The sequence below is a fragment of the Rhodococcus sp. BL-253-APC-6A1W genome (assembly GCF_012843405.1).
GTDB lineage: Bacteria > Actinomycetota > Actinomycetes > Mycobacteriales > Mycobacteriaceae > Rhodococcus.
Genome location: NZ_JABAFB010000002.1, coordinates 178,316 through 196,628, shown reverse-complemented (window position 1 = coordinate 196,628; position 18,313 = coordinate 178,316). Strand labels below are relative to the sequence as shown.

At 66.9% G+C, this 18,313-nt stretch carries 18 protein-coding genes; 9 read left to right on the top strand and 9 right to left on the bottom strand.

Features of this window, described 5'->3' with window-relative positions; genetic code table 11:
* The first annotated feature begins 8 nt into the window (after positions 1-8).
* A complete protein-coding gene (locus HF877_RS03445; RefSeq protein ID WP_169619784.1) occupies positions 9-755 on the top strand; it encodes an SOS response-associated peptidase in 747 nt (248 codons plus the stop codon).
* Between the two features lie 39 nt (positions 756-794).
* Here HF877_RS03445 and ybaK read toward each other — a convergent pair whose 3' ends face one another.
* The gene (gene ybaK, locus HF877_RS03440; RefSeq protein ID WP_169619783.1) at positions 795-1,292 is read right to left on the bottom strand and encodes a Cys-tRNA(Pro) deacylase; all 498 of its coding nucleotides are present in this window, start codon (positions 1,290-1,292) and stop codon (positions 795-797) included.
* A gap of 27 nt (positions 1,293-1,319) precedes the next feature.
* Positions 1,320-1,913: an ABATE domain-containing protein gene (locus HF877_RS03435; RefSeq protein WP_169619782.1), complete on the bottom strand. Its 594-nt coding sequence runs from the start codon at positions 1,911-1,913 to the stop codon at positions 1,320-1,322.
* Between the two features lie 96 nt (positions 1,914-2,009).
* On the opposite strand from HF877_RS03435, the gene HF877_RS03430 reads away from it, so the two are divergent.
* Both HF877_RS03430 and HF877_RS03425 read left to right on the top strand, forming a co-directional pair.
* Positions 2,010-3,077: an LLM class flavin-dependent oxidoreductase gene (locus HF877_RS03430; protein ID WP_169619781.1), complete on the top strand. Its 1,068-nt coding sequence runs from the start codon at positions 2,010-2,012 to the stop codon at positions 3,075-3,077.
* 90 nt (positions 3,078-3,167) lie between these two features.
* Positions 3,168-3,800 carry an isochorismatase family protein gene (locus HF877_RS03425; RefSeq protein ID WP_169619780.1) on the top strand — a complete coding sequence of 211 codons (633 nt, stop codon included), beginning with the start codon at positions 3,168-3,170 and terminating at the stop codon, positions 3,798-3,800.
* A gap of 257 nt (positions 3,801-4,057) precedes the next feature.
* Here HF877_RS03425 and HF877_RS03420 read toward each other — a convergent pair whose 3' ends face one another.
* Positions 4,058-4,705, bottom strand: coding sequence for a hypothetical protein (locus tag HF877_RS03420; protein WP_169619779.1), 648 nt, complete (start codon positions 4,703-4,705; stop codon positions 4,058-4,060).
* A 276-nt stretch (positions 4,706-4,981) separates the two neighbouring features.
* On the opposite strand from HF877_RS03420, the gene HF877_RS03415 reads away from it, so the two are divergent.
* Positions 4,982-5,536, top strand: coding sequence for a GrpB family protein (locus HF877_RS03415; protein WP_169619778.1), 555 nt, complete (start codon positions 4,982-4,984; stop codon positions 5,534-5,536).
* 55 nt (positions 5,537-5,591) lie between these two features.
* Here HF877_RS03415 and HF877_RS03410 read toward each other — a convergent pair whose 3' ends face one another.
* From HF877_RS03410 to HF877_RS03390, 5 genes are all read right to left on the bottom strand, one after another.
* Positions 5,592-6,053 carry an HIT domain-containing protein gene (locus tag HF877_RS03410; RefSeq protein WP_169619777.1) on the bottom strand — a complete coding sequence of 154 codons (462 nt, stop codon included), beginning with the start codon at positions 6,051-6,053 and terminating at the stop codon, positions 5,592-5,594.
* Between the two features lie 91 nt (positions 6,054-6,144).
* Positions 6,145-6,312, bottom strand: coding sequence for a hypothetical protein (locus tag HF877_RS03405; protein ID WP_169619776.1), 168 nt, complete (start codon positions 6,310-6,312; stop codon positions 6,145-6,147).
* A 3-nt stretch (positions 6,313-6,315) separates the two neighbouring features.
* Positions 6,316-7,326 carry a recombinase gene (locus HF877_RS03400; RefSeq protein ID WP_169619775.1) on the bottom strand — a complete coding sequence of 337 codons (1,011 nt, stop codon included), beginning with the start codon at positions 7,324-7,326 and terminating at the stop codon, positions 6,316-6,318.
* The gene (locus HF877_RS03395) at positions 7,323-8,297 is read right to left on the bottom strand and encodes a site-specific integrase (protein WP_346765053.1); all 975 of its coding nucleotides are present in this window, start codon (positions 8,295-8,297) and stop codon (positions 7,323-7,325) included. Before HF877_RS03395 ends, HF877_RS03400 begins: the two co-directional genes overlap by 4 nt.
* A 261-nt stretch (positions 8,298-8,558) precedes the next feature.
* Complete coding sequence (locus tag HF877_RS03390; protein ID WP_169619774.1) at positions 8,559-9,104, bottom strand: GNAT family N-acetyltransferase; 546 nt, start codon at positions 9,102-9,104, stop codon at positions 8,559-8,561.
* Positions 9,105-9,246: 142 nt separating this feature from the next.
* Here HF877_RS03390 and HF877_RS21485 point away from each other — a divergent pair, with 142 nt between their 5' ends.
* On the top strand, positions 9,247-9,375 hold the full coding sequence (locus tag HF877_RS21485; RefSeq protein ID WP_261340498.1) for a hypothetical protein: 129 nt from the start codon (positions 9,247-9,249) through the stop codon (positions 9,373-9,375).
* 87 nt (positions 9,376-9,462) lie between these two features.
* Here the strand turns inward: HF877_RS21485 and HF877_RS03385 are convergent, their stop codons facing one another.
* Positions 9,463-10,896: a short-chain fatty acyl-CoA regulator family protein gene (locus HF877_RS03385; RefSeq protein WP_169619773.1), complete on the bottom strand. Its 1,434-nt coding sequence runs from the start codon at positions 10,894-10,896 to the stop codon at positions 9,463-9,465.
* Between the two features lie 225 nt (positions 10,897-11,121).
* On the opposite strand from HF877_RS03385, the gene prpD reads away from it, so the two are divergent.
* From prpD to HF877_RS03365, 4 genes are all read left to right on the top strand, one after another.
* The gene (prpD, locus tag HF877_RS03380; protein WP_169619772.1) at positions 11,122-12,624 is read left to right on the top strand and encodes a 2-methylcitrate dehydratase PrpD; all 1,503 of its coding nucleotides are present in this window, start codon (positions 11,122-11,124) and stop codon (positions 12,622-12,624) included.
* Position 12,625: 1 nt separating this feature from the next.
* Positions 12,626-13,540: a methylisocitrate lyase gene (gene prpB, locus HF877_RS03375; RefSeq protein WP_169619771.1), complete on the top strand. Its 915-nt coding sequence runs from the start codon at positions 12,626-12,628 to the stop codon at positions 13,538-13,540.
* Complete coding sequence (locus HF877_RS03370) at positions 13,537-14,658, top strand: bifunctional 2-methylcitrate synthase/citrate synthase (protein WP_169619770.1); 1,122 nt, start codon at positions 13,537-13,539, stop codon at positions 14,656-14,658. Before prpB ends, HF877_RS03370 begins: the two co-directional genes overlap by 4 nt.
* A gap of 171 nt (positions 14,659-14,829) precedes the next feature.
* On the top strand, positions 14,830-18,213 hold the full coding sequence (locus HF877_RS03365; protein ID WP_169619769.1) for a pyruvate carboxylase: 3,384 nt from the start codon (positions 14,830-14,832) through the stop codon (positions 18,211-18,213).
* Positions 18,214-18,313 lie beyond the last annotated feature (100 nt).

The window sequence follows — 18,313 nt, the reverse complement described above, 5'->3', positions numbered from 1 at the left end:
TCGTGGGCATGTGCGGCAGGTATGCATCGACGGCCGATCCGGCCACTCTCGCGATGGAACTCGACGCGATCGACGAGACGGGCGACGAGGAACTGCGGCCCGACTACAACGTCGCGCCCACCACGCAGGTGCTCACCGTGGTGGCGCGGCACGACCGCGACGATGCGGACGGCCCGGCGCGGCGCCGTATCCGGCGGATGCGCTGGGGACTGGTGCCTCCGTTCGCCAAGGAGGTGGCTTCGGGCGCTCCGCTGTTCAATGCGCGGTCCGAGTCGGTGGCAACCAAACCGGCGTTCGCGCACTCGCTGCGTTACCGACGGTGCCTCGTTCCGATGGACGGCTGGTACGAGTGGCAGGTGGAACCGGCGCCGGACGGCAAGACCCGCAAGGTGCCGTATTTCATGGCGCCCGCCGACGGTGCACGCGTCTACATGGCGGGTCTGTGGGCGGTGTGGCGCGATCCGCGTACCCCCGACGCGCCACCGCTGATGAGCACCACGATCCTCACCGCGGATTCCGTTGCGCAACTGGGCAATATGCACCACCGGATGCCCCTGATGCTCCCGCCCGAGCGGTGGGATGCCTGGCTCGATCCCGACAGCCTCGGACACCCCGACCTCATCGTGCCGAGCGAAGACGCCGTGGCGCGGATTCGGATTCGCAGGGTGTCGGACAAGGTCAACAGCGTGCGCAACAACGGCCCGGAACTGCTCGTGGCCGACGACGGCGCCGGCGACCAGATGGCGCTGCTGTAGCGGCTGCGCCGTCAGTGACCTGCTGTAGCGGCTGCGCCGTCAGTGACCTGCTGCGACCGGGGCGACCACGGCTCCGGTCAGGCGGATCAGGTCCGCGGGGGCGAGTTCGATTTCGAGGCCGCGCCGCCCCGCGCTGCACAACACCTTGTCCCAGTGGCCCGCCGACGCGTCGATCACCGTCGGGAGGCGTTTGCGCTGACCGAGCGGGGAGATGCCACCGAGTACGTAGCCGGTCGCGCGTTCCGCGGCGGCGCGCTCGGCCATCGTGGCCTTGCCACCACCGAGCGCCGCCGACGCGGCCTTGAGCGACAGCGTCTCCGGGACGGGGACGACGGCGACGCCCAGCTTGCCGGACGGCAGGGCGATCACGAGTGTCTTGAAGATCTGGGCGGGCACCACGCCGAGGCGGTCGGCGAGCGCCTCGACCGCCTCGGATCCGAAAGAGCCGGACCGAGGGTCGTGGGGGTATTCGTGGACCACGTGGGGCACCTTCTCGCGGGTGAGAAGCGTGGTGGCGGGGGTCGACGTGGATGCCATGTGCTCACCTTAGGCAACAGCGTTCCCTCATTCTGTGGCAACGCGCTGCGGCGACCGGCGCGCATAGGCTCGCGCGGCCCGCACCCGGTCGCCGCACCGAGTGCAGCACCAGTACCGGCGTGCGTGAGTGCGCAGCAGGAAGCGATCGCACGGGGTCGCACCGCAGCGGGATATGAGCGATGCGCTCTCGCCGGTCAGCAACGCGGCGGCGTCCTCGGCGATCTGCATCATCGCGTGCTCGACGATCCGAGTCGTCGGATGGATCGAGGTCCGGCGTAATCCCGTCTTCTCCTCGTACCTGAGGACGACCGCGCTGGGCACGGTGGTGAGTGCTCGGTTGATGCCCTCCAGTGCCGCCGGATCGGGAGCGTTCCCGTTCACATGGGCGGCGAACACCGTGCGCAGGTCCGTCCGCAATCCGACGAGTTGGCTCCGGCAGTAGGCCAGAAGTTCGGTGTCGCGAGGCGCGAGACCGTGACCGATCAGCCATCCGGTGGCCTCCGTCGGCGTGCTCAATTCGTCTGCCTCGAGTCCGCCGGGGAGGCTCACGGTGCTGTTGACCAGCGCCAGACTCCAGTGAGTCTCGGCGCCGGGCGCCGGCGGGAGCGGAATCGTCACCATGCCTCTCATGGTAACCGTTGTGGTTTTCCGTGAGATCCCCGTACAGTGAACCTCACGTTGAATGGCAACTGTTTCCGTGAGAGTTGAGATCGCTTCATGCTCGAGCCGCGCACGTCCGGCACCGCCCCTTTTTCCCTTTCCGTGCTCGACAACGCACATACCGGCGTCGGGAGCACCGTTCAGGAGACCTTCCAGGAGATCATCGCGCTGGCGAAGCTGGCCGACCGGCGGGGATACCGACGTTTCTGGATGTCCGAACACCACGCGATGCCGGGCGCTGCCACGTCGTCACCCCAATTGATGGTGGCGCGATTGACCGGCGAAACCGAACGCATCCGGCTCGGTGCGGGCGGGGTCATGCTGCCCAACCATGCGCCCCTGGTGATTGCCGAACAGTTCGGCATGCTCGACACCCTGGCCCCCGGGCGGATCGATCTCGGCGTCGGCCGGGCACCCGGCACGGACGGCGCGACCGCGGCAGCGCTGCGGCGGCATCGTGGCGCCGGCGACGACTTTCCTCAGCAGGTTCTGGAACTGCTCGGGTTTCTCGACGACGAGTTTCCGCAGGGACATCCTTACCGCGACGTTCACGCGGTACCCGGTCCGTGGCAGGCCGAGCAGAACGAAGTACCCCGAGCCACGACCCGGCCCGGCGTGTGGATCCTGGGTTCCTCGCCGTACTCCGCGCAGTTGGCAGGGCAGCTAGGGCTGCCCTATGCCTTCGCCTTGCAATTCGGCAGCGCCGATGTCGTCACCGCTATGGCGCTGTACCGCAAGCATTTCCGGCCGTCCGCCGTGCTCGCGGAGCCGTACGGTCTGGTCAGCGTCGGAGTCGTTGCCGACGACGATCCCGTGGAGGCCCGGCGTCAATCCGCGTCCACCGCGATGGGCATGTTGCGGATGTTCCGGCGCGAGCCGTACTCCCTGCTTCGTCCGGAAGACGTCGAGGCATATCCCGCCACCGCCCAGGAGCGGCAGATCCTGGACGAATGGACGGACCGCACGCTGCACGGCACAGCGCCGACCGTGGCCCACCGCCTCGAGCAACTCCACGAGCACACCGGCGTCGACGAGGTGATGCTGGTTCTGGTGGGCCACTCCCGGCAGGCCCAGGCCAGAACAGTGGAACTCATGGCCGATCACTACGGTCTGCCCGGACTCTGACAAGCACAATCCCGGTACGACACGGACGCATCGAACAACTCGGCGCATCCGCACACTCGACCACTCGGTCGTCTCGAGAAGGAGAACACCATGACGTCCCCCCGCCGCGCGCTGCTCGTCGTCGACGTGCAGAACGAGTACTTCGACGGTCCCATGCAGATTCAATATCCTCCGCGCGAGGCGACCCTTGCGAACATCACGCGGGTCCTCGACCACGCCGACGCCGCCGGACTGCCCGTCGCCGTCGTCCAGCACACACTCCCGGCCGAGGCTCCTGTCTACGCGGAAGGGTCGCACGGCTGGCAGCTGCATCCGGACGTGGCCGCCCGGGTCAAGCCGCACTGGAAGCAGGTCACCAAGAACTACGGGTCGGTGTTCGGCAACACCGACGTGGCGCAGTGGCTGCGTGAGCAGAACGTCGACACCATCACGATCGTCGGGTACATGACCAACAACTGCGATCTGGCCACTGCCGCAGAAGCCGAAGTGCACGGCCTCGTCGCGGAGATCATCTCCGACGCCACCGGCGCGATCCACCTCGCCAACGCAGCGGGCAAGGTTTCCGCCGAGCAGGTTCACACCACACTGATGACGCTGTTCCACTCCAACTTCGCCGCGGTCGCGAGCACCAAGATGTGGACCGACGCCGTGTCGTCGGGCACCGCCCTTCCCAAGGACAATCTCGTCGCGTCGGCACTCGAGGGACGAAACTCCTTCAGCTGACGCCGGGTCTTCCGCACGGAGGAGACCGAGACATCAGGACGGACGTTCAGGACGGACGTTCAGGACGGACGTTCAGGACGGATGAGAGCGGGCGCCGCACCCTTCGGGTGTCAGTTTCAGAAGTCGTGTTCACGGCGTCAAGAGTGGTGTGCATGGCCTCCGCGGGATGTGGGCAGTCGGCTCTCGACGTTCGGACGGGCAATCTCATGTTCCTGTCCCGGAAGTGCGATTGAGTGTCGGGGCAAGCGTGTGCGGGCTCAGATCCTATCCAGCCAGTTGTGATCGGGATGGACCTGTTCGACGGCGGATCGAAGCCAACCGTGTTGGTTCCCGCTCAATGCTGGGAGGACTGTGTCGAGATCGGCGAGGTCCTTCGAGCGAGCATGCTTGGCTTTGAACAACAACACGACCTCGGGAGCGAGGTAAGGCACTGCGCTGGCCGACATGCGTACAACAGCCTGCCAGGGCTTGGTGATCGTTGGATCGCGACGGCAGATCCAGATGGCGCCATCATGCATCTCCCTGAATACATCCAGGACGAATGCATCGGAGGTCTTGGACCAGAGCCAGGTTTGGTGACTTTCGGTATAGGCGGATGAGTTCAGTGGGTGGAGCCAGCTACCTACGGGAACCTTCCATTGCCAGTCGGTGTCGGCGAACGCGTCGAGCACGGCCCGTACGTCGTCGTTGAGCACCACAATCTCCAGATCGTCGTGTTCCCGGGTCTGGCGGCCGAGATGGAGATCGAGTGCCCAGCCACCTGCGACGGCCCAGCGGATTGGTTGGCCGTCAGACGCTTCTACGCCGTCCAAGCGTGCCGCTACCTGTTCCGGTGTCCAAGGAATCCACCTCGCGTTGTCGCCGTAGAAGGGGGCATGGGAAGGGCGTGCTGATGGTTCCGCCATTCGACGCATTCTGTCACTCTTCGGACGACAAGCAGGCGATACTCCAGCTGAATGTGAACGTGACACTGGGTCGCTGAGTTGAGCCTCGGGCTGTGCCCGTGGGGCCACACTAGATGTGGCCGGTCGCATGTTTGCTTGCGAGAGTGCAATCGAGGGGCGGGCGGACGCATATACGGCCTGATCCCGCGTAGCCGGGTGTCGTCGAGACCGCAGTGACGCGAAGCCTGCCGCGTGTGCAGTGCCGGTCCCGTGGTTCAGCCACGATAGCGTGGGGCGGTGCCGGTAATCGTTGTTCCGTACTCCGAGGAATGGTCCTCGCAGTTCAAGGCCGTAGCGGCGGATCTGCACGGAGCGTTGTCACGGGTGCCCGTGGTCTCAGTCGAGCATGTCGGGTCGACGTCCGTTCCGGGGCTTGTCGCCAAACCCATCCTGGACATCGACGTCATCGTGCAGCGCGAACATGTTGCGCCCGCGATTCGTGCGCTGGCCGATGCCGGGTACGTGCATCGCGGGGATCTCGGCGTCGCAGGTCGTGAGGCATTCCGTGCACCGGCGGGCGGGCCAGCGCGGAACGTGTATGTCTGCGTCGAGGGCACTCTGCATCTGCGGAATCATCTTGCCGTTCGGTCGGTGCTGCGTTCGCATCCCGACCTGCGCGATGCGTATGGCGAGGTCAAGCTGGCGCTCGCCGGCGACCCAGCGATGACCACCGAACGCTACGTTGCCGGCAAGTCCGCGATCTTGCAGACAGTGCTCGATCGTTCCGAGCTCTCCACGGACGAGAAGTTGGCGATACTCCAGCTGAATTCTGACATGGCGCCGGGCCGCTGAGGCTCGGACGATACCCCTGCGGCACAGGCGCACAGTTTGCTCGATCCGGATCGCGTTACGTGTTGAGCCCGTTCGTGATTGCTACACGGAGGGAGTCGTGCGCCGGGGTGAGGGCATGGGTTGGATTGGTCCATCGGTCGGTGGGGTAGAGCCACACGGGCATGCGACGGTATTGCGCGGGTTCCCATTCGTATCGGGGCCAGATGTGGGTGTGGAGGAAGGCGTCTGTGTTGCCGAGGATCTCGATGTTCACTCGACGAAACTGGCTGTCGGCTTGCCGGCAAGCGTGTTCGACGGCGCTTGCAAGTCGGTCGATGCTCTCGAGGTAGGCGAGGCGGCGCGTCCGGGGCAGGTCGCTGAGTTGGGTGATGGTGGGGTCGTCGGTCAGTAGAACGCAATAGCCGGGAAGCCATTGGACGTCGCCGATCGCAGCGAATGCCTCGGGTAGCCGAGTGAGGATCGTCGGATTCTGTCCACGCAGTGCCGATTCGACTCGGGCCTGTTTCCAGTCGGTCACCGCGCCGATTGTGCCCGGGATCGTTGCAATCGGCCCGCCATTCGGATAACCCCGCTGGTCAGCTACCAGCCGACGGGCGGCATCACAGATGCTACTCAGGGCTGAGCATGCCCGCGGCGAGGACCACGCACACCACCATCACCCCGGCCAGCGCGATCGACGCGATGGGGCTGACGCCGAGTAGCCAGGCGATGAGCCCGGGGCTGGCGCTGAGCGCGATCAGCGTCCATAACCAGCGTGATCGCAGCATTGTCGTCATCCGCTATTCCTTGTCCGTCGTCGGGATCGTGTCCGGGAGTTGCCAGTTCTCGATCATCGCCAGGGTCTGCGCGAGCAGGGCGTCGGCGCGGGCTTCGACATCGTCTAGGACATCGCCGACGTCGGCGAGCGCGGTGAGGGCGTCGCGTCGCGCGGCGGTGCCGCGGTCGTAGTACTCATCCGACAGCGGTGGTGGCTCCAGCGGCGGGGTGGGGACGGGCGTAGTGGTGTTCGTTCGTGGCCTGCGGGGCGGGATGGTGTGGGTGGGTGCGGTGCGGGTCAGGTGCTGGCGGACGATCGCGGCGACCGAACCTGCGGTCAGCGGTTGCGGGGGCAGCGGCAGGTAGCCCCATCGGTCGATCGGCGTGAACACCAGCCCATCGGGCGACGGGTCGTCGACGAGGTCGGGGAGGTGGCCGCGGGTCAGGTGTGCTGCGAGGGTGCGGGTGCTGGGGTGGCGGTCGGTGAACGCGAGAATCTGTGCCCACCTGCGGTAGACGGCCGTCGGCGTCAGCGCGGGGTCGTCCGTGGTGGGGTCGAGCCGGTATCGGTAGCGGCCGGTGTCAACGACCAAAGTCTGGTCGTCGCAGATCAGGTGGCGGCGCTGCAGCCCGGTGATCTGTTGCAGTGGTATGCCGGCGGCGGCGATCAGGAGCAGTGCGGCGTCGCGGCGCCCGAACAGCCCTTGCGGCCACCCGCCGGTGGGGAGCTGTGGGATCTGTTGCCAGATCAGTTCTCTCGTCTGACGGAGGCGGTGGGCACGGTTCGCGTCGAGCAGGTCGCGGATGGTGTCGGCGCGGCCTGGTGCGGGTAGTCCGGCGTGGTCGTGGTGCCAGTTGATCGCGGTCACCCGCGCCCGTTGCGTCGGTGCCGCCGCGGGGTGTTCGGCGAGGAACTGTGCGAGCGTCTCCGGGGCGCCGGGCAGGGACGGTAGGGCGGCGGCGTGGCACCAGTCCTGGAACAGGGCCCAGTCGTAGCGGTAGCGGCGCGGCTGCCACACAGGTGTGGTGGTCACAGGCCGATGGTGGTGACGGCGTTGCCGACCAGTGGGGAGTGTTCGCGGGCGTACACCTCGAGCATGACCGGGCTCGCGTGCCCGGTCTGCCGCATGATCGCGTGCGCATCGGCGCCGTTTCGGAAGGCCTGGGTGACGAACCCGGCCCGCAGCGAATGCCCACCGAGCTGATCGACCAGGACCGGGTCATACCCTGCGGCGGCGGCCCGCTGCCGGATCCGTTTGTGGATCGCTGCCCCCGACAGGCTGGTGGCCGAGAGGATTCCGTTTCGGCGCACCGACCGGAACACCGGCACGATTTTCTCCAGTGCCTGCGGCCAGGCACCCCGGCACACGTGCCCCTCGAAGTCGGGAGCAGAGCGCAGGAGCCGGATCACCGCGGGACGGCCGCCGGTGTCGAAGGCGGTGACGACCTGCAGCCACCGCAGGTACGCGCACGGCGGACAGGAACAGTGTGAGTCTGTGTACGGCAGGGCCCGGGTGGTGCCGGCGCCGTCCTGGTCGGTCTTCGACCTGCGCAGCCGCACATGCAGCCCGTCGTGCCGGTGCCGGGTGATGTCCCCGACTCGGAATCCGGCCAGCTCCGAGCGCCGGAACGCGCCCGCGAACCCCATCAACAGCAGGGCACTGTCCCGACGTTCGTACACCTGGCCCGACCACCCCGCCGCGACCACCTCCGCCGACCCGGGTGTCGTGTGCCCGGCGGCGCGGTGGCGGTGTCCGATCGCCGCGACCCACCGCGTCAACGTCGCCGGTGCATACATCCGCCCGCCGGACTCGTCCCGGAGTTCGGCGGCCTCCGCGAGATACGCGGCGACCACCAACGGATCCGCCGGCAACACCTGATGACCCTGGGCACTGCACCAGCGCTCGAACCGTCGCCAATCCGACACGTACGCCCGCCGGGTATTCTCCGACTTCGATACCTCTACCGCCCGGCTCACCAGAGCAGCGGACTCGGCAGCCAACACCGCCGGCGCGGACGGAGCACCGCCAATCGCAACCGAAGCCGAACCAGTACCCACACCACTGTCGGTGCCACGCAAGATCACTGCTGCAGGCTAGAACCACTCACCGACATACGACGTTTTGCTACACGAGCGAGCAGGACCGGGTCTGATGGTCGGTTCGGACACCTTGACATGGTCGAGGTCGTGTCGGTCGTCGAGACGGTCAGGTCTCGCCACATCCGGTCGTGGACGCGGTGGACTCGTACAGGGCTGGGCGCTGGCTCAGCGTTCGAGCTCGATCGGTGGGCTTTCGATGAGGCGTGCGAAGGCAAGGTGGTCGCGGCGTTCGCCCCGTACCAGCCGGTATCCGCGAAGAATCCCTTCGAAGCTCATGCCGATCTTGCCCAGCACTCTCGCTGACGCGAGGTTGTCCACATCGCACGTTGCGGCGATCCGCTCCAATCGGAGATGCTCTGCGCCGAGGCGGAACAGAACACGAGCGGCATCGGTCCCATGCCCCTGCCCCCACGCGTCTGCTCGCAATGTGTAGCCGAGTTCGCCTGTTCTGTGCTCGATGTCAGTGGTCCACACCGACGCCGACCCGATGAGTCTCTGATCGGCCAGGATCGCGAGGTCCAAGCGGTTCGGTCGGACAGTCACCGCTTGTGCGAGGAAATCTCTCGTATCCGCCTGTGAGTTCGGCCCCCAAGACATGAAGCGGCAGACATCCGGATCAGATGCGAAGGCATGCACATCGTCGTGATCTTCGGGCCGGAAGCGCCGGAGAACGACCTTCTCACCGCTCGCCAGAATGTCACTTCGCTTCATGATCGGGATCCTATGTGCACGCTGATTTCTGATTGACCACGGAGCCGATTACACTCCTCCCCGCTGACTCCAGCACACGCACGACGCCCAATTCCCGGGCTGTGCAGCACTTTCCGCATCACCACCTCACAGGAGTATGACCATGGGTTCTGCCGACCTCATTCCTTTTGTTGACTTCATCGTCGACGTCGCTGACGCCGCTGGTGACCTGTTCTCGGGCCTCAGCTTCTTCCTCGGCTCGCTCGAGACTGTCTCGGGTCTGTTCGCGTAGCGGTATGCGTTGCAGTGGGGTCGGGCGTGTGCGCACGTCCGACCCCACTGGCTTCTCTAGGGACGGCGTTCGAGGCGCTCGCAGCGCCTATGTGGTCGGCCGCAATGGCGGGTACGGCAGTCGACTGCTGAAGTCGATGTCGGCGCGAATCGGGCGTCCGATCTGCGGGAAGGCGCGCTGCGCGCAGTCCGTGCGCTCGCAGATCTTGCAGCCGGCGCCGATCGGCACCGGGGACATCTGCTCGTCCAGTCGGAGACCTCGCGAGTAGACGAGACGATCGGCGTGGGTGATGTCGCAGCCGAGACCGACGGCGAAGCTGCGTTCCGGCACCCCGTAGGGGCGGGCGCCATCGTCGGTGGTGCGGGCGATCCACAGGTAGGTGCGGCCGTCCGGCATCTGCGCCACCTGGGTGACGATGCGGCCCGGGGTGCCGAACGCGTCGTGCACCACCCACAGTGGGCAGCTGCCACCGACGCGGGAGAAGTGGAATGCCGTGGCGGACTGGCGCTTCGAGATGTTCCCGGCCCGGTCGGTGCGGACGAAGAAGAATGGAACGCCGCGGCGCGTGGGTCGCTGCATCGTCGAGAGCCTGTGGCAGACTGTCTCGAAGCCCACCTCGAACTGCAGCGAAAGCATCTCGATGTCGTAGTGCAGCCTCTCCGCGGCGTCGAGGAACTGGGTGTACGGCAGCAACAAGGCGCCCGCGAAGTAGTTCGCCAGGCCGATTTTCGCCAGTTCTCGGGCATTCTCACTCAGACCTGTCGCGGCCTCGAGCTGCCGCTCGATCACCGCTGACTGCGTGAGGAAGGCCAGCTGCGTGGCGATCTGGAACGCCCGCTGCCCCGGGGACAGGTGCCGCGACAGGGTCAGGATCTGGTTGGTCGGGTCGTAGACGCGTTTGGGTCCAGGCCGGTCGGGTGGATCGGTGCGCAGCCGGACGACGATGTCGTGTTCGGATTCGAGGAGAGCAGTCAGTTGCGTGTCGAGGGATCCGATACGTAGACCGTGCTTGAGGAACAGTCGCTCGGCGGCGTCGTCGAGTTCTGGGATGTGATTGTGCCGGTCGTAGAAGAAGTCTCGGACCTCCTCGAACGGCATCGGGATGGACGAGTCGGATGCTCCGTCAGCGGGACTGGCGAGATGCGCGCTGTACTGCTCGAGCTGCTCTGTCGCGGCGACGAGCCGACGGTGCACACTGACCAGGGTGTTGCCGATCTCCGGCATCCGCGCAACGAACTCTTCGATGAGTGTGGGGCTTGGTGAACCGACTCCGACCGCGGTCAGGACATCATGGAGATCTGCCGCGAGCCGGGCGTCTTCCTCGGCGGCAAAGAACTGTGCATCGAGATTGAAGGTGGCATTGAGCTTGAGCAGTACAGGCACCGTCAACGGGCGCTGATCGTTCTCGAGCTGGTTCACGTAGCTCGCGGACAGGTCCAGGACCCGCGCCAACTCGAGCTGAGTGAGTCCGCGTTCCTCCCGGAGTCTCCGCAGTCGTGGGCCGCCGTAGATCTTCTGCATCTTCGCGTCCCTTCGGCTGATAGGCCCCCTCTGTTCGTCGTCCACTCAAACACGATCACGCAGATTCGCACCATTTGCAAATCTCGCCGATACACACCGCAAAAATACGCATATTCAGTGGCTTCTCTAAGCGTTGAGGGGTGCATACGCTGCAACTACCGACACGTCGTGCGCCCCGCATCCCGTGGCGCAGATCCAGCAGTTTCCACCGAAGGACACACCACGTTGAAGACGTATTCCGTTCGCACCCGCCGCTCCGCCGAACAGTTCCCCAAGAGCGAGCACCTCGCGTGGAAGATCGCTGAGATCGCGACCGATCCGGTCGAGGTGCCGGCCGACACCTCCGAGATGATCGTCAACCGGATCATCGACAATGCGGCCGTCGCGGCAGCGTCGGTGACTCGTCGTCCGGTCGCAAACGCACGCGCCCAGGCCCTGGCACACCCGTACGCCCCCGGTTCGACGGTCTTCGGCGTCGGCGGCACGTTCTCACCCGAGTGGGCGGCGTGGGCCAACGGCGTCGCGGTGCGTGAACTCGACTTCCACGACACGTTCCTGGCCGCGGAGTACTCGCATCCGGGCGACAACATCCCGTCGATCCTCGCGGTCGCCCAGCACACCGGCCGCGGCGGCGCCGATCTGATCCGAGGCCTGGCCACCGGCTACGAGGTCCAGGTGGACCTGGTGCGCTCGATCTGCCTGCACGAGCACAAGATCGACCATGTCGCGCACCTCGGCCCGTCCGCCGCCGCCGGCATCGGCACGCTCCTCGGCCTCGACACCGAGACGGTCTACCAGGCAATCGGGCAGGCCCTGCACACCACGACGGCAACACGTCAGTCCCGCAAGGGCGAGATCTCGAGCTGGAAGGCATACGCGCCGGCGTTCGCCGGGAAGATGGCCGTCGAGGCCGTCGATCGTGCGATGCGCGGCGAGGGTGCCCCGTCCCCGATCTGGGAGGGCGAGGACGGCGTCATCGCGTGGCTGCTCGGCGGCCCGAACGCGGAATACGCTGTGCCGCTGCCCGGCCCCGGCGAGGCCAAGCGCGCGATCCTCGACACCTACACCAAGGAGCACTCGGCCGAGTACCAGAGCCAGGCCCCGATCGACCTGGCCCGCCGGATGCGGGAGCGGATCGGTGACCTGGATCAGATCGCGTCGATCGTGCTGCACACCAGCCATCACACCCACGTGGTGATCGGCACCGGCTCCAACGACCCACAGAAGTTCGATCCGTTCGCGAGCCGCGAGACGCTCGACCACTCGGTGATGTACATCTTCGCGGTCGCGCTGCAGGACGGCACGTGGCACCACGAGCGCTCCTACGCACCCGAGCGTGCGCAGCGTCCGGACACCATCGAGCTGTGGAAGAAGATCTCCACCGCCGAGGATCCCGAGTGGACCCGCCGCTACCACTCGACCGACCCCGACGAGAAGGCGTTCGGTGCCCGCGCCGAGGTCACGCTCAAGAACGGCGAGGTGATCGTCGACGAGCTCGCGATCGCCGACGCGCACCCGCTCGGCGCCCGCCCCTTTGCGCGGGGCCAGTACATCGCGAAGTTCCGCACCCTCGCCGAGGGCGTCATCGCCCCGGCCGAGCAGGATCGCTTCCTCGACGCCGCGCAGCGCACCCCCGAACTGAAGGCCGGCGAGCTGAACCAGCTCACGTTCACCGTCTCGGACGACGTCCTCGCCCGTGCCCCGAAGTCGCCGAAGGGACTGTTCTGACATGACCGGCCTCATCGCCGCCTCCACCTCCGCGGCCGACAAGCGCATCGCGTTCCGTGCCGGCCTGGCCTCCGGCAGGATCCAGCGCCTGCCCGGTGCAATCAATCCGTTGACCGCCAAGCTGATCCAGGAGATCGGTTTCGAGGGCGTGTACGTCTCCGGTGGCGCTTTCTCCGCCGGGCTCGGCCTTCCCGACATCGGGCTGACCACGCTCACCGAGGTCGTCGCGCACAGCCGGCAGATCGCCGGGATCACCGATCTGCCGGTGCTCATCGACGCCGACACCGGTTTCGGTGAGCCGATGTCGGCGGCGCGCACCGTCCTTGCCGCCGAGGACGCCGGTATCGCCGGCCTGCACCTCGAGGACCAGGTCAACCCCAAGCGGTGTGGCCACCTCGACGGCAAGGCCATCGTCCCCACCGCCGAAATGGTCCGACGACTACGTGCCGCCGTCACGGCCCGTCGCGATCCGAACTTCGTGATCTGTGCTCGCACCGACGCCGCCGGTATCGACGGCATCGATGCCGCGATCGAGCGAGCCAAGGCCTACGCGGACGCCGGCGCCGACCTGATCTTCACCGAGGCCCTGCACACCGAGGCGGAATTCGCGAAGTTCCGTGCCGCGGTGGATATCCCGCTGCTCGCGAACATGACCGAGTTCGGTAAGTCGAAGCTCATCCCCGCACGGGTGCTCGAGGAGATCGGCTACAACGCGGTGATCTACCCGGTCACCACCCTGCGACTGGCGATGGGCGCCATCGAACGGGGCCTGCGTGAGATCCACGAGACGGGCACGCAAGAAGGCCAACTCGACCGGATGCAGACCCGCTCCAGGCTGTACGAACTGCTCGAGTACGAGCGCTACAACGAATTCGATTCCGGCATCTTCAACTTCACGCTCGGAGGGAACCAATGACCAATGCAGTCCCGACGATCTACAAGGGCCTGGCCGGTGTCGTCGTCGACACCACCGCGATCTCCAAGGTGGTGCCCGAGACCAATTCGCTGACCTACCGCGGGTACGCGGTGCAGGACCTCGCGGCGAACACCAGCTTCGAGCAGGTCGCGTACCTGCTGTGGAACGGCGAGCTGCCCTCGGACGCCCAGCTCGAGCTGTTCTGCCAGCGTGAGCGGGCCAGCCGCCGCGCGGACCGGTCGCTTCTCTCGCTGGTGGCGAAGATGCCCGACAACTGCCACCCGATGGACGTGGTGCGTACCGCGATCAGCTTCCTCGGTGCCGAGGATCCGGAGGAGGCGGACAACTCCCCGAAGGCCAACCGCGAGAAGGCACTGCGGATGATGGCGGTGCTCCCCACCATCGTCGCCGCCGACCATCGCCGTCGCCACGGGCTCGACCCGATCGCCCCGCACAGCCACCTCGGATTCGCCGAGAACTTCCTCAACATGTGCTTCGGCGAGATCCCCGCACCGGAGATCGTCAAGGCGTTCGAGGTCTCGCTGATCCTGTACGCGGAGCACAGCTTCAACGCCTCCACCTTCGCCGCCCGCGTGGTGACCTCCACACTGTCGGACATCTACAGCGCCGTCACCGCCGCGATCGGCACCCTCAAGGGCCCGCTGCACGGCGGCGCCAACGAGGCGGTCATGCACGACATGATCGAGATCGGCGATCCCGAGCGCGCCGAGGCGTGGATGAAGGACAAGCTGGCCCGCAAGGAAAAGGTCATGGGCTTCGGACACCGCGTCTACAAGAACGGCGATTCCCGCGTCCCGACCATGCGTCAGGCGTTCTTCGATGTCGCCGCGAAGACCGGCGGCGACAAGTGGGTCCAGATGTACGAGATCCTCGAACGCACCATGAACGAGGCGACCGGCATCAAGCCCAACCTCGACTTCCCCACCGGGCCCGCGTACTACCTGATGGGCTTCGACATCGAGGTCTTCACCCCCATCTTCGTGATGAGCCGCATCACCGGATGGACCGCACACATCATCGAGCAGGGCGAATCCAACGCCCTGATCCGCCCGCTCAGCGAATACACCGGCGTGCCCCAGCGCTCGGTGGTGGCCTGAGCCCACGAACTGCGCCCCGGGGTTCGGTCATTGGCATCACCGTCTCCTGCTCCCCGGGGCGCTCCCTTTTCTGAATCACCCCGACCCGCGCCGAGCCCTCGGTGCGGGTCGCTGTGTTGCCGTGGCGCCGTTGCTGCATCTGGCATCACCTGACAGTGAGGTTCACAGTCCATGTTCTCCAAAGTGCTTGTCGCCAACCGTGGCGAAATCGCCATCCGCGCGTTCCGTGCCGCCTACGAACTGGGTGCCGGGACCGTTGCGGTGTTCCCGTACGAAGACCGCAACTCGGTGCACCGCCTGAAGGCGGACGAGGCCTATCAGATCGGTGAGGTCGGGCATCCGGTCCGGGCGTACCTGTCGGTCGAGGAGATCCTCGCGGCGGCCGAGCGTGCCGGTGCGGACGCGATCTACCCCGGTTACGGGTTCCTGTCCGAGAATCCGGACCTGGCGGCGGCGTGTGAGGCGAAGGGCGTCACGTTCGTGGGCCCGTCGGCCGAGACTCTGGAGCTGACCGGCAACAAGGCGCGGGCGATCGCGGCGGCGAAGGCGGCGGGTCTGCCGGTGCTGGCGTCGTCGGAGCCGTCCTCGGACGTCGATGCGCTGCTCGCGGCGGCCGAGGGCATGGAGTTCCCTGTCTTCGTCAAGGCGGTCGCGGGTGGTGGCGGTCGGGGCATGCGCCGGGTCGCCGAGCGCGGCCAGTTGCGGGAGTCGATCGAGGCGGCCTCGCGTGAGGCCGAGTCGGCGTTCGGTGATCCGACGGTGTTCCTCGAACAGGCCGTCGTCGACCCGCGGCACATCGAGGTGCAGATCCTTGCCGACGGCGAGGGCAACGTCATCCACCTGTTCGAGCGCGACTGCTCGCTCCAGCGCCGCCATCAGAAGGTGATCGAGCTGGCGCCGGCCCCGAATCTCGATCCGGCGTTGCGGGACCGGATCTGTGCGGACGCGGTCGCGTTCGCGAAGCAGATCGGTTACCGGTGTGCGGGCACCGTCGAGTTCCTCCTCGACACCCGCGGTAATCACGTGTTCATCGAGATGAATCCGCGCATCCAGGTCGAGCACACGGTCACCGAGGAGATCACCGACGTCGACCTGGTGCAGGCTCAGCTGCGGATCGCGTCCGGCGAGACCCTCGAAGACCTGAAGCTGAGCCAGGATTCGATCACGATCCGTGGCGCCGCGCTGCAGTGCCGCATCACCACCGAGGATCCGGCCAACGGCTTCCGCCCGGACACCGGACGGATCACCGCGTACCGCACCCCTGGTGGTGCGGGTGTGCGTCTCGACGGTGGAACCACGGTGGGAGCCGAGGTGGGAGCCCACTTCGACTCGATGCTGGTCAAGCTCACCTGCCGCGGCCGCGATCTCGAGGCCGCCGTCGCGCGTGCCCGCCGCGCGGTCACCGAGTTCCGGATCCGCGGCGTGTCCACGAACATCCCGTTCCTGCAGGCGGTTCTGGACGACTCCGACTTCCGCGCAGGTGAGGTGACCACCTCCTTCATCGAAGAGCGTCCCGACCTGCTCACAGCACGGCGGTCTTCCGACCGGGGCACTCGCATTCTCGAGTACTTGGCCGATGTCACCGTGAACAAGCCGCACGGCGAGCGTCGGACGACGATCTACCCGCACGACAAGCTGCCGAAGATCGATTTGTCTCTGGCCCCGCCCAAGGGTTCGCGCGACCGACTCCTCGAACTGGGACCGGACGGATTCGCAAAGGCCCTGCGAGAGCAGAAGGCACTCGCGGTTACCGACACCACGTTCCGCGACGCGCACCAGTCCCTGCTCGCCACCCGCGTCCGCACCTCGGGCCTCGTCACCGTCGCACCCTACGTCGCGCGGATGACGCCCGAACTGCTCTCGATCGAGGCGTGGGGCGGAGCGACCTACGACGTGGCGTTGCGCTTCCTGCACGAGGATCCCTGGTACCGGCTCGCGGCGCTGCGTGAGGCGGTACCGAACATCAACTTGCAGATGCTGCTGCGCGGCCGGAACACGGTCGGCTACACCCCGTACCCGGAGAAGGTCACCCGCGCGTTCGTGCAGGAGGCCGCCGACACGGGCATCGACATCTTCCGGATCTTCGACGCGCTCAACAACATCGACCAGATGCGCCCCGCGATCGAGGCCGTCCGCGAGACCGGCACCACGGTCGCCGAGGTCGCGATGTCGTACACGGGCGACCTGGCGAACCCGAACGAGAAGCTCTACACCCTCGACTACTACCTGCGCCTGGCGGAGGAGATCGTCGAGGCCGGCGCCCACATCCTCGCGATCAAGGACATGGCCGGCCTGCTGCGCGCCCCCGCCGCCACCAAGCTCGTGACCGCGCTGCGCGCGAACTTCGACCTGCCGGTGCACGTGCACACCCACGACACCCCCGGCGGCCAGCTCGCGACGTACCTCGCGGCGTGGCAGGCGGGCGCCGACGCCGTCGACGGTGCCTCGGCGCCGCTGTCGGGCACGACGAGCCAGCCGGCCCTGTCGGCGATCGTTGCCGCCGCGGCGCACAGCGAGTTCGACACCGGCATCGACCTGCAGGCCGTGTGCGATCTCGAGCCGTACTGGGAAGCGCTGCGAAAGGTGTACGCGCCGTTCGAGTCCGGCATCCCCGCGCCCACCGGTCGCGTCTACACCCACGAGATTCCGGGCGGTCAGCTGTCGAACCTGCGTCAGCAGGCCATCGCACTCGGTCTCGGCGACCGCTTCGAAGAGGTCGAGGCCGCCTACGCGGGAGCCGACCGACTTCTGGGACGACTCATCAAGGTCACGCCGTCATCGAAGGTCGTCGGCGACCTCGCCCTGCACCTCGTCGGAGCGGGAGTGTCCGTCGGCGAGTTCGCCGCCGATCCGGGGCGTTTCGACATCCCCGATTCCGTCGTCGGGTTCCTGCGCGGCGAGCTCGGCGAGCCCGCCGGCGGCTGGCCGGAGCCGTTCCGCACCAAGGCCCTAGCGGGCCGCAGTGCCGCCGCGGCCGAGGTCGCGTTGTCGGGCGAGGACGAGAAGCTGCTCGACGGCACGTCCGACGAGCGTCGCACCACCCTGAGCCGCCTCTTGTTCCCCGGCCCGGCACGCGAATTCGGCGAGAGCCGCGCGCAGTACGGCGATCTGTCACGTCTGTCGGCCAACCAGTTCTTCTACGGGCTTCGCCGCAGTGAAGAGCATCGCGTCCAGATCGGCAAGGGCGTCGAGTTGCTCATCGGACTCGAGGCAATCTCCGAGCCCGACGAGCGCGGCTACCGCACCGTCATGTGCATCCTCAACGGCCAGCTGCGGCCGGTGTCCGTGCGGGACCGGTCCATCGCCAGCGAGGTCCCCGTCGCGGAGAAGGCCGACAAGAACAACCCCGGCCACATCGCCGCCCCGTTCGCGGGAACGGTGTCGATCTCGGTGGCCGAGGGCGACACGGTCGAAGCCGGGGACACCGTGGCAACGATCGAGGCCATGAAGATGGAAGCCTCCATCACCGCTGCCGTCGCCGGCACCGTCTCCCGTGTGACGTTGCGCGGGCCGCAGCAGGTCGAAGGCGGCGATCTACTGGTGGATATCGACTGACCCTGCCCGACCACCCCGAAATTGCACTGTGGCCCCGCACCGATCTGGTGCGGGGCCACAGCCTTGTCGGCAGTTCCGCTACGCCTCGGGGGCGTAGCCG

Coding starts and splice junctions, on each gene's coding strand:
- HF877_RS03365 (WP_169619769.1), top strand. CDS start 14,830: ATGTTCTCCAAAGTGCTTGTCGCCAACCGTGGCGAAATCGCCATCCGC.
- HF877_RS03405 (WP_169619776.1), bottom strand. CDS start 6,312: ATGACGACAATGCTGCGATCACGCTGGTTATGGACGCTGATCGCGCTC.
- prpB (WP_169619771.1), top strand. CDS start 12,626: ATGACCGGCCTCATCGCCGCCTCCACCTCCGCGGCCGACAAGCGCATC.
- HF877_RS03445 (WP_169619784.1), top strand. CDS start 9: ATGTGCGGCAGGTATGCATCGACGGCCGATCCGGCCACTCTCGCGATG.
- HF877_RS03430 (WP_169619781.1), top strand. CDS start 2,010: ATGCTCGAGCCGCGCACGTCCGGCACCGCCCCTTTTTCCCTTTCCGTG.
- HF877_RS03370 (WP_169619770.1), top strand. CDS start 13,537: ATGACCAATGCAGTCCCGACGATCTACAAGGGCCTGGCCGGTGTCGTC.
- HF877_RS03425 (WP_169619780.1), top strand. CDS start 3,168: ATGACGTCCCCCCGCCGCGCGCTGCTCGTCGTCGACGTGCAGAACGAG.
- HF877_RS21485 (WP_261340498.1), top strand. CDS start 9,247: ATGGGTTCTGCCGACCTCATTCCTTTTGTTGACTTCATCGTCGACGTC.
- HF877_RS03435 (WP_169619782.1), bottom strand. CDS start 1,913: ATGGTGACGATTCCGCTCCCGCCGGCGCCCGGCGCCGAGACTCACTGG.
- HF877_RS03420 (WP_169619779.1), bottom strand. CDS start 4,705: ATGGCGGAACCATCAGCACGCCCTTCCCATGCCCCCTTCTACGGCGAC.
- ybaK (WP_169619783.1), bottom strand. CDS start 1,292: ATGGCATCCACGTCGACCCCCGCCACCACGCTTCTCACCCGCGAGAAG.
- HF877_RS03385 (WP_169619773.1), bottom strand. CDS start 10,896: ATGCAGAAGATCTACGGCGGCCCACGACTGCGGAGACTCCGGGAGGAA.
- HF877_RS03390 (WP_169619774.1), bottom strand. CDS start 9,104: ATGAAGCGAAGTGACATTCTGGCGAGCGGTGAGAAGGTCGTTCTCCGG.